Origin of the sequence: Bacillus sp. ME78, assembly GCF_903970865.1 — a bacterium.
Classification (GTDB): Bacteria; Bacillota; Bacilli; order Bacillales; family Bacillaceae_G; genus Bacillus_A; species Bacillus_A cereus.
In genome coordinates this window covers 26,115-33,665 of record NZ_CAJCKK010000043.1, presented here as the reverse complement: position 1 = coordinate 33,665, position 7,551 = coordinate 26,115, and the positions used below count along the sequence as shown (strand labels likewise).

The window sequence follows — 7,551 nt, the reverse complement described above, 5'->3', positions numbered from 1 at the left end:
ACTTTCATTTCCGTTCAAATAACGTAGAACGATTTGTATTTTTTCATCAGCTGTAAATTTAGCCATAGAAAAACTGCACCTCCAATTGTTAGACTGTGTCTAACAATTGGGGTGCAGTTCACTATCTGCTCTTTTTTTCATTGATTTTAGTTAGTTGAATGTAGAGTTGTAGCATAAAAACTGCTGCTTCTATAACGAGATTCCTATTCACCATTAATAGTGAGACATTATGTTAAGCTAATCCTTTAGTTTCGGATTAAAGTTTTTTATATTTTTTTAAAATGACGGACACAAAAACGCATATACCTTCGAATTATATATATGGATAACATAAATATGTATATAAAAGGGGAGAAATAAGATGAAAGAAAAAAAAGAAATGTTTCAAGAAATCGCTGAGGTGTTAAAGGTATTGGCGCATCCAGTTCGTCTATCTTTAGTAAAAATAATGCTTGCAAAAGGTCCTACTAATGTAACAACAATGTATGGGGATTTACAAATGCCTCAAAGTACAATTAGTCAACATTTATCTAAACTAAAAGCTGCTAAAATGGTTACAGGTACTCGGAAAGGATTAGAAATTTATTATGAGGTAACTGACAATCGCACAAAATCAATATTAGCATGTTTAGTTTAAATACAGACTTCTATTTCAAAATAAAAAACGCTGTTCTTTTCTATGATTTTACAGAGAGAATAGCGTTTTTTATTTTTAAGGAGTATCTTTTTATATGCCTATAGAATGGAGTGAAAGGTTTATGGGTTTAAATGTACCTACTATTACCTTAGGTTCTAATGCGTCTAATAATGAAAAAATTCTCGGTTTAGGGGTGCTTCTTTATAGCTTACGTACAATTGAGATTAGAAAAAGTAGAGCGAGCGCTTAATGAGGCGGAAGTAGTGTTTATATGCGAAACTTTATAGAAATCTCATTTTTCTAATTGTATCTTTTTAGATTGATGGATGTGGGGTCACGTCCATCAATCTAAGAAAACAAGTTAGCTAAAAAATGATGAAAATAAACTTTATAGAAATAAAAAATATGAACGTTGAGGATTAAACAAAGTATATAGTGCTTTTTTAGTCATGTAATCTTTTAATCTGATGATCTTTTCCCCATTCAAACAGATCATTCATTATTTGCATTAAAGATTTTCCGTATTCACTTATGGTGTACTCAACCTTTGGTGGTACTTCTTGATATACGGTACGATAGATAATCCCATCAGCTTCAAGTTGCCGAAGTTGTTGTGTAAGAACCTTTTGTGTAATGTTTGGGATTTCTCGTTTAATTTCATTTGTTCGCATTTTTCCATCCGACAAAATACATAAAATATGAACTTTCCATTTTCCACCGATTACATCGAGTGTTGTTGCAATTGGGCAATTATCATTTTGATTCATATAACACCTCCAAAGGTACTTCAAGGTTCCTATAGTACCTGAAAGTACGTACTTTTCAATTATATGTAACTCATTCATACTAATACGTAAAGGATTGATTAATTTATAAAGGGGCTGGAAAATGATGAGAACACTTGTAATTGTAGCACACCCTCATATTGAAAAATCAAAAATTAATAAAAGATGGATAGAAGAACTTGAGAAACATTCAGATGAAATTACGGTGCATGAATTATATAAGGTGGCACCAAATTGGGAGTTTAATATTGAACAAGAGCAAAAGTTATTAGTAGAACATGACAGATATATATTTCAATTTCCGCTTTACTGGTACAGCTCACCACCATTATTAAAAAAATGGTTCGATGATGTATTAACATATGGATTTGCGTACGGATCACAAGGAGATAAAGTGAAGGGGAAAGAATTTGGTGTAGCTATTTCTATAGGTGGATTAGAAAAAGACTATGAAAATAGTGGGATTACAATGGATGAGTTGACGAAACCATTCCAAGCTACATGCCTATATACAGGTATGGAATTTATACCTTCCTTTTATTTATATGGTGCAGAATATAAACTAAGTGATGAAGAGATTGATAAAAGTGCACCTGAGTATGTGCAATATGTAATGAACAAGAAGTATTCTAATATATAATGAAAAATAGCCATTTACTTGTGAAGTAAATGGCTATTTTATATTCTTCTTATATTCACTAAGTGTAATCTTTAGTAAATTAATAGTTAATCTGATAAAATAAAAAACCTAACATATATAAAGGGGAGTTTTACTTGAGAACGATGCGACAATTATTACAAAAGAGAGCAATGCAGTCACCAAATTTGGAAGCGCTTGTAGGAGGGAAGAAAAGATATTCGTTTCAGCAATATAATGAACGAGTAAATCAGCTTGCACATTATTTGTTACATAATGGTGTGCAAAGAGGAGATCGTATAGGAATACTATGCAAAAATAATCACCCATTTCCAAGCGTTATGATGGCAAGTTTAAAAATTGGAGCGGTATTTATTCCGCTAAATCATCAGCTTACTGTATATGAATTAGAAACGATTGTAAAAGAAGCGAAATTAAAAGTGTTAGTTATTGATGAAGAATTTAGTGAAGTGTTATTAAATGTTGATGCTGTTAAAGAAATTACTTATGTAATTCAAACGACAAAAGAAGGTTTTGGTTCATTTGAATTAGAGCTGCAAAAACAGCCAACGACAGAACCGAACGTAGAAGTTCATGAAGAAGACGACGCCATTTACTTATTTACTTCAGGAACGACTGGACAGGCGAAAGCATGTGTAATTGGACATAAAAACTTACATCACTATTTTGCTGAAATTGCGGGACAAAGAGAAATCCCAGCAGGTGAACGCTTTTTATCTGTGCATCCATTGTTCCATATGAGTGGCGTGCTTTCTATTTTAAATTGTATTTATCATGGCGTTACGATGATTTTCTTAGCTGATTCGAATCCTACTCTTATTTGGGATAAGATTGAAGAAGAGAAAATTACTACGATGCTTGCGTTCCCAGCTGTTTATAGTTACATGCTTGATGAATTAAATAAAAAAGAACGTAACATTTCAACCTTTAAAGTAGCACAAAGCGGTGGTACAAAAGTGCCAGAAACACTCATTCAAAAATATATGGAAAAAGGAATATATATGGTGCAAGGTTATGGTAGTACAGAAGGTTGGGTTGTAACCTCATGGCATCCAATGATGGGAAAAGAAAAGATGTCTTCTGTAGGAAAAACCTTGAAAAATGTAGAGGTGAAAATTGTTCATCCGGAAACAGGACATGAACTAACAACAAATGAAGTTGGAGAGATTCATGTGAAAAGTCCATACATGTTTAAAGGGTATTGGAATAATGAAAAGGCGACAAAGAAGGTAGTAAAAGATAACTGGTTTAACATGGGTGATGCTGGCATGATAGATGACGATGGATTCCTGCATATTATGGGAAGATATAAAGACGTTATTATACGCGGTGGTGACAATGTATATCCAGATCAAGTAGAAGATGTTATTCATGAAATACATGGTGTTTTAGAAGTTGCAGTAGTTGGAGTTCTAGATGACTTTTGGGGAGAGGTTCCGACAGCGTACATTGTAAAAGATATGCAAACGTCTTTAACGGAAGAAGAAATTATACAGCATTGTAAAGAAAAACTAGCAAGTTATAAAATACCCAAAGTTGTATTTATGAACAAATTACCGAAAAATGCTTTAGGGAAAGTGTTGAAAAGGGAATTAAGAGAAAATGTACTTGTAAAATAAAAACGATTAAATGATGAGGAATCCAGTTATGTATAAAGCATAACTGGATTTTTTGTTTAGGGTTCTGTTGGTTGATATTTTAAAAATTCAAAACTTTTTGTGTTTTTTAGTGTAATATTGAAAATAAAGGGAGCTAACTAATTTCAGTACTAGGGGGAAAAACTATGACTATAAAATTAGAAACTGAGCATTTATGTATAGAACCTTTTACTAATGATGATGTGTTTAGAATTAAAGAGTTAGCTAATGACAAGGAATTAGCTAATATTCTTGGGCTTCCTCATCCATATAAATTAGAATTCGCGCAAGATTGGGTTGATATGCAACCAGAACTTATAAGGAAAGGAATCGAATACCCTTTAGGAATTGTCTCTAAAGAATCAAGAGAAATTGTAGGTACAATTACACTAAGAATTGACAAGGGTAACAATAGAGGTGAACTTGGTTATTGGATTGGTAAGAATTATTGGGGGAAGGGTTTTGCAACTGAGGCTGTAAACAGGATGATTCATTTTGGCTTTATTGAATTAGGTTTAAACAAAATTTGGGCATCTGCCCTTTCTAGAAATCGATCATCAATTAAGGTGTTAGAGAAGTCAGGCTTACGTAAAGAAGGCACATTAAGACAGAATAGACTTTTATTAAATACATATGAAGATGTTGATGTGTATGGAATATTAAAGACAGAATACAAGGTTTTAAATTACAGATAAGATTGATAGTATGATGACAAAAGGAAACCCTTCAGAACAGGGTTTTCTTTTTGTATTTCTCAAAAATCAATATTGTAGTTTAACAGGTCCTTGTTTATCAAAAACATAATAATTTACTAGATTTTGTATTTTGTGTAAGATAATAAAGAATATTCAAATATTTATTAAAGGAAGAGATGTAAATGAAGCTGCCGCTATTACAGGTAGAGACAGAGAGACTGATGATCCGTCCGTTCCAAAATGATGATTATGAAAGTTGGTTAGATGGATTTAATAAGAGGTTACCATCGCAGTATAAATATGACGATGGTTATCAAGTTATGGCATCATCAACAAAAGAATGGTTCACGGAATGGATAAGAGGCTTTGATGAAGCAGCACATCGAGATGAGATGTATGTATTAGGTATTTTTCGTAAAGAAGACGGAGCTAATATTGGTAAGCTAGAGCTGATTAAAATTTTACGTATGGACTATCAATGGGCGATGATGGGATACTCCATACATAATCAATATTGGAGAAATGGATATGGTGTTGAAAGTGTGAAAGCTGCGCTACCGTTATTTTTTAGTTGCCTTAATTTTCATAGAATCGAATTACATATACGTGTTGATAATGAGCCATCAGTACGTCTTGCGGAAAGAACAGGCTTTTCATTTGAATGCAAGAGAGAGGCGTTTTCATTAGAGAATGGTAAGTGGATGGATTTTCTTATTTATTATAAAAATAAGGAGATGAATATATGAGAGTGTTTATTACAGGTGGCAGCCGTGGTTTAGGGTTACAGTTAGTAAAAGTATTTCATGAAAATGGGCATATCGTTTATCCGTTAGTTAGAACTGAGGTTGCGGTAACGCAATTGAAGCAAATGTTTAGTGGTAGATGTTTTCCTATATTGGCAGACTTATCGGCTGATGAGAGTACGGAGCAAATTAAGAAGCAGCTTGAGGAATATACAGAGTATGTTGATCTAGTTATAAATAACGCTGGCATTACTGGGAAGGAGACTGAGATTTTACATACAAATTCAGAAGAATTAACAGACTTATTTAATATTCATTGCTTAGGTGTAATTCGGGCTGTAAAAGGTACATATGTGGCGTTAGCTAAATCGGATCATCCGAGAATAATAAATGTGTCCTCTCGATTAGGATCATTACATAAAATGGCGAACAAAGAGTTTCCGCAAGGTCAGTTCTCATATTCATATCGAATTGCTAAAGCTGCACAAAATATGTTAACACTCTGCTTACAACAAGAGTTTGAGAATAAAAGAATTCGTGTAACTGCCATTCACCCAGGAAAATTAAAAACTGATATTGGTGCCTTTGATGCGAATATGACTCCGGCTGAAGGAGCAAAAAATATATATGATTGGGTAATAGATTCAAATGAGGATATTTCAGGGAAGTTTATTGAGCCTGGTGTAGGGGAATTGAAGTGGTGATATACGATCTTGCAATCATTCAGAATCTATTTGGCCCTTCTAAAAAAGTATTAAATGGCTTACCAAATGCAGTAACGATTGAAGAAATAGAAGAAGATGTTTTGTATAACGTACAAACATATAAAGAAAAGATAAGTAGATTTGAAGAGGTTTGTTTTAATTGGGAGTTAAAAAGAGCAAGTATTGTATTAAACAAAAGGTTTAGTAGTTATAACTCAAGTGTGAAAGTGTTACTTGATGTCGGTTTTTCTTTGTATGCCGCAAAGATAGAAGTATGTAGAGAATTGAACAATGTAGAAGAGCTTGAAAGACAATATACATATCGATCAATAGCAGAAGGAACGTTATCGGAAAAAGAATTTAAATACATTTGGGAGCAATGTATGTTGAACTCAGGAAATCAAACTTCAATTTTAACTATCGATGAGCATTTTTATTCCGTGCAAACAGAGTTAGGTAAGGGTTGGGAAAAGTCATGTATTGTTTTTTATGATAAAACTGAGCCAATTGGTATGTCCATACCGCATATAGAAACTGGAACAGAAAGTGAAGGACGATTATTTTACTTTGGAGTAATGCCTTATTATCGCGGGAGAGGAATTGCTTCTCATATGCATCTTCAATCGTTGCATATGTTAAAGGAAATGGGGGCTACTTATTACATCGGAAGTACACATACTTCAAATGAAAAGATGCAGAAGATATTTTGGAGAAATTATTGTTCGGTGAAAACGGAGACAGAGCTTTATTATAAAATTTTTAAAGTAGATTAGGAGAAAAGAAAATGAAGACTATAAACGTATTTCATTACGACGCATTTACGAATAAACCAAATAAGGGAAATCCAGCAGGTATTGTATTAGAAGCAGATGGATTAACGGAAGAGGAAATGCAAATTATTGCTGAAAAAGTTGGATATAACGAAACAACTTTTGTTCTTTCCTCAGAAGTAGGAGATATAAGAATGCGCTATTTTACACCTGGTTTTGAAATGGATTTATGTGGTCATGGGACAGTAGGGACGATATATGCCTTGCGCGAAAAAGGTTTATTAGAAGAGAAAAGTAACCTTACGATTGAAACGAAGGCAGGGATTTTACCAATACAAATAGGTGTAAATGAAAAGGGAGAAACCTTTATTAAAATGAGGCAGACAGCACCTCAGTTTAAAGATTTTGCAGGTTCAAAAGAAGAATTAGCTCATAGTATTGGTTTAGAAGTAAATGATTTAGATGTAAGTTTACCGATAGTATATGGAAGTACAGGAAACTGGACTGTAATTGTGCCGATTAAAAATCTAGATGCGTGTGAGAGAATGAAACCTAATAATGCTGCATTTCCGTCAGTATTAAGAGAAATACCTAATGCTTCTATTCACCCAATTTGTCTAGAAACTTATGATGAACTAGCACAAATGCATGGCCGTCATTTCTCGTCAGCTTATGCAGGAACGATTGAAGATCCAGTGACAGGAACAGCTTCAGGTGTAATGGGAGCGTATTATGCGGAGTATTTAGAGAAAGATTTTGAACATGAATTGGATTTAATCGTTGAGCAAGGACAGGAAATAAATAAAGATGGTCGTGTAACCGTTTATGTAACGAAAGGGATAGAAAACGAAAAGTTACAAATAGATATCGCTGGAACAGCGGTGTATGTGAAAGAGTTTGAAGTTTCAATATAAAAAAAGAA

Annotated in this window: 10 protein-coding genes; 9 read left to right on the top strand and 1 reads right to left on the bottom strand. The window is 33.4% G+C overall.

Annotated elements, in window-relative coordinates; translation table 11 throughout:
• The first annotated feature begins 361 nt into the window (after positions 1 to 361).
• Both H6481_RS26340 and H6481_RS26335 read left to right on the top strand, forming a co-directional pair.
• Entirely contained in the window at positions 362 to 637 is a 276-nt protein-coding gene (locus H6481_RS26340; protein WP_000660066.1) for a metalloregulator ArsR/SmtB family transcription factor, read from the top strand.
• Positions 638 to 731: 94 nt separating this feature from the next.
• Positions 732 to 887 (top strand): hypothetical protein, encoded by a 156-nt coding sequence (locus H6481_RS26335; RefSeq protein WP_001121201.1) that lies wholly within the window; start codon positions 732 to 734, stop codon positions 885 to 887.
• Between the two features lie 193 nt (positions 888 to 1,080).
• Here H6481_RS26335 and H6481_RS26330 read toward each other — a convergent pair whose 3' ends face one another.
• A complete protein-coding gene (locus H6481_RS26330; protein WP_001072980.1) occupies positions 1,081 to 1,404 on the bottom strand; it encodes a helix-turn-helix domain-containing protein in 324 nt (107 codons plus the stop codon).
• A 124-nt stretch (positions 1,405 to 1,528) separates the two neighbouring features.
• Between H6481_RS26330 and H6481_RS26325 the strand changes: the two genes are divergently transcribed.
• From H6481_RS26325 to H6481_RS26295, 7 genes are all read left to right on the top strand, one after another.
• Positions 1,529 to 2,062 carry an NAD(P)H-dependent oxidoreductase gene (locus H6481_RS26325; protein ID WP_002164479.1) on the top strand — a complete coding sequence of 178 codons (534 nt, stop codon included), beginning with the start codon at positions 1,529 to 1,531 and terminating at the stop codon, positions 2,060 to 2,062.
• Between the two features lie 143 nt (positions 2,063 to 2,205).
• Positions 2,206 to 3,699, top strand: coding sequence for a class I adenylate-forming enzyme family protein (locus H6481_RS26320; protein ID WP_259347396.1), 1,494 nt, complete (start codon positions 2,206 to 2,208; stop codon positions 3,697 to 3,699).
• A gap of 164 nt (positions 3,700 to 3,863) precedes the next feature.
• A complete protein-coding gene (locus H6481_RS26315) occupies positions 3,864 to 4,412 on the top strand; it encodes a GNAT family N-acetyltransferase (RefSeq protein ID WP_063548118.1) in 549 nt (182 codons plus the stop codon).
• A gap of 182 nt (positions 4,413 to 4,594) precedes the next feature.
• Complete coding sequence (locus H6481_RS26310) at positions 4,595 to 5,158, top strand: GNAT family protein (RefSeq protein WP_182813624.1); 564 nt, start codon at positions 4,595 to 4,597, stop codon at positions 5,156 to 5,158.
• A complete protein-coding gene (locus tag H6481_RS26305) occupies positions 5,155 to 5,859 on the top strand; it encodes an SDR family NAD(P)-dependent oxidoreductase (protein ID WP_001263474.1) in 705 nt (234 codons plus the stop codon). Before H6481_RS26310 ends, H6481_RS26305 begins: the two co-directional genes overlap by 4 nt.
• The gene (locus H6481_RS26300) at positions 5,856 to 6,632 is read left to right on the top strand and encodes a GNAT family N-acetyltransferase (protein WP_103597362.1); all 777 of its coding nucleotides are present in this window, start codon (positions 5,856 to 5,858) and stop codon (positions 6,630 to 6,632) included. The genes H6481_RS26305 and H6481_RS26300 overlap by 4 nt, the downstream gene beginning before the upstream one ends.
• Positions 6,633 to 6,643: 11 nt before the next feature.
• Entirely contained in the window at positions 6,644 to 7,543 is a 900-nt protein-coding gene (locus H6481_RS26295; protein WP_182813622.1) for a PhzF family phenazine biosynthesis isomerase, read from the top strand.
• The last annotated feature ends 8 nt before the right edge of the window (positions 7,544 to 7,551 follow it).

Coding starts and splice junctions, on each gene's coding strand:
- H6481_RS26340 (WP_000660066.1), top strand. CDS start 362: ATGAAAGAAAAAAAAGAAATGTTTCAAGAAATCGCTGAGGTGTTAAAG.
- H6481_RS26335 (WP_001121201.1), top strand. CDS start 732: ATGCCTATAGAATGGAGTGAAAGGTTTATGGGTTTAAATGTACCTACT.
- H6481_RS26330 (WP_001072980.1), bottom strand. CDS start 1,404: ATGAATCAAAATGATAATTGCCCAATTGCAACAACACTCGATGTAATC.
- H6481_RS26325 (WP_002164479.1), top strand. CDS start 1,529: ATGAGAACACTTGTAATTGTAGCACACCCTCATATTGAAAAATCAAAA.
- H6481_RS26320 (WP_259347396.1), top strand. CDS start 2,206: ATGCGACAATTATTACAAAAGAGAGCAATGCAGTCACCAAATTTGGAA.
- H6481_RS26315 (WP_063548118.1), top strand. CDS start 3,864: ATGACTATAAAATTAGAAACTGAGCATTTATGTATAGAACCTTTTACT.
- H6481_RS26310 (WP_182813624.1), top strand. CDS start 4,595: ATGAAGCTGCCGCTATTACAGGTAGAGACAGAGAGACTGATGATCCGT.
- H6481_RS26305 (WP_001263474.1), top strand. CDS start 5,155: ATGAGAGTGTTTATTACAGGTGGCAGCCGTGGTTTAGGGTTACAGTTA.
- H6481_RS26295 (WP_182813622.1), top strand. CDS start 6,644: ATGAAGACTATAAACGTATTTCATTACGACGCATTTACGAATAAACCA.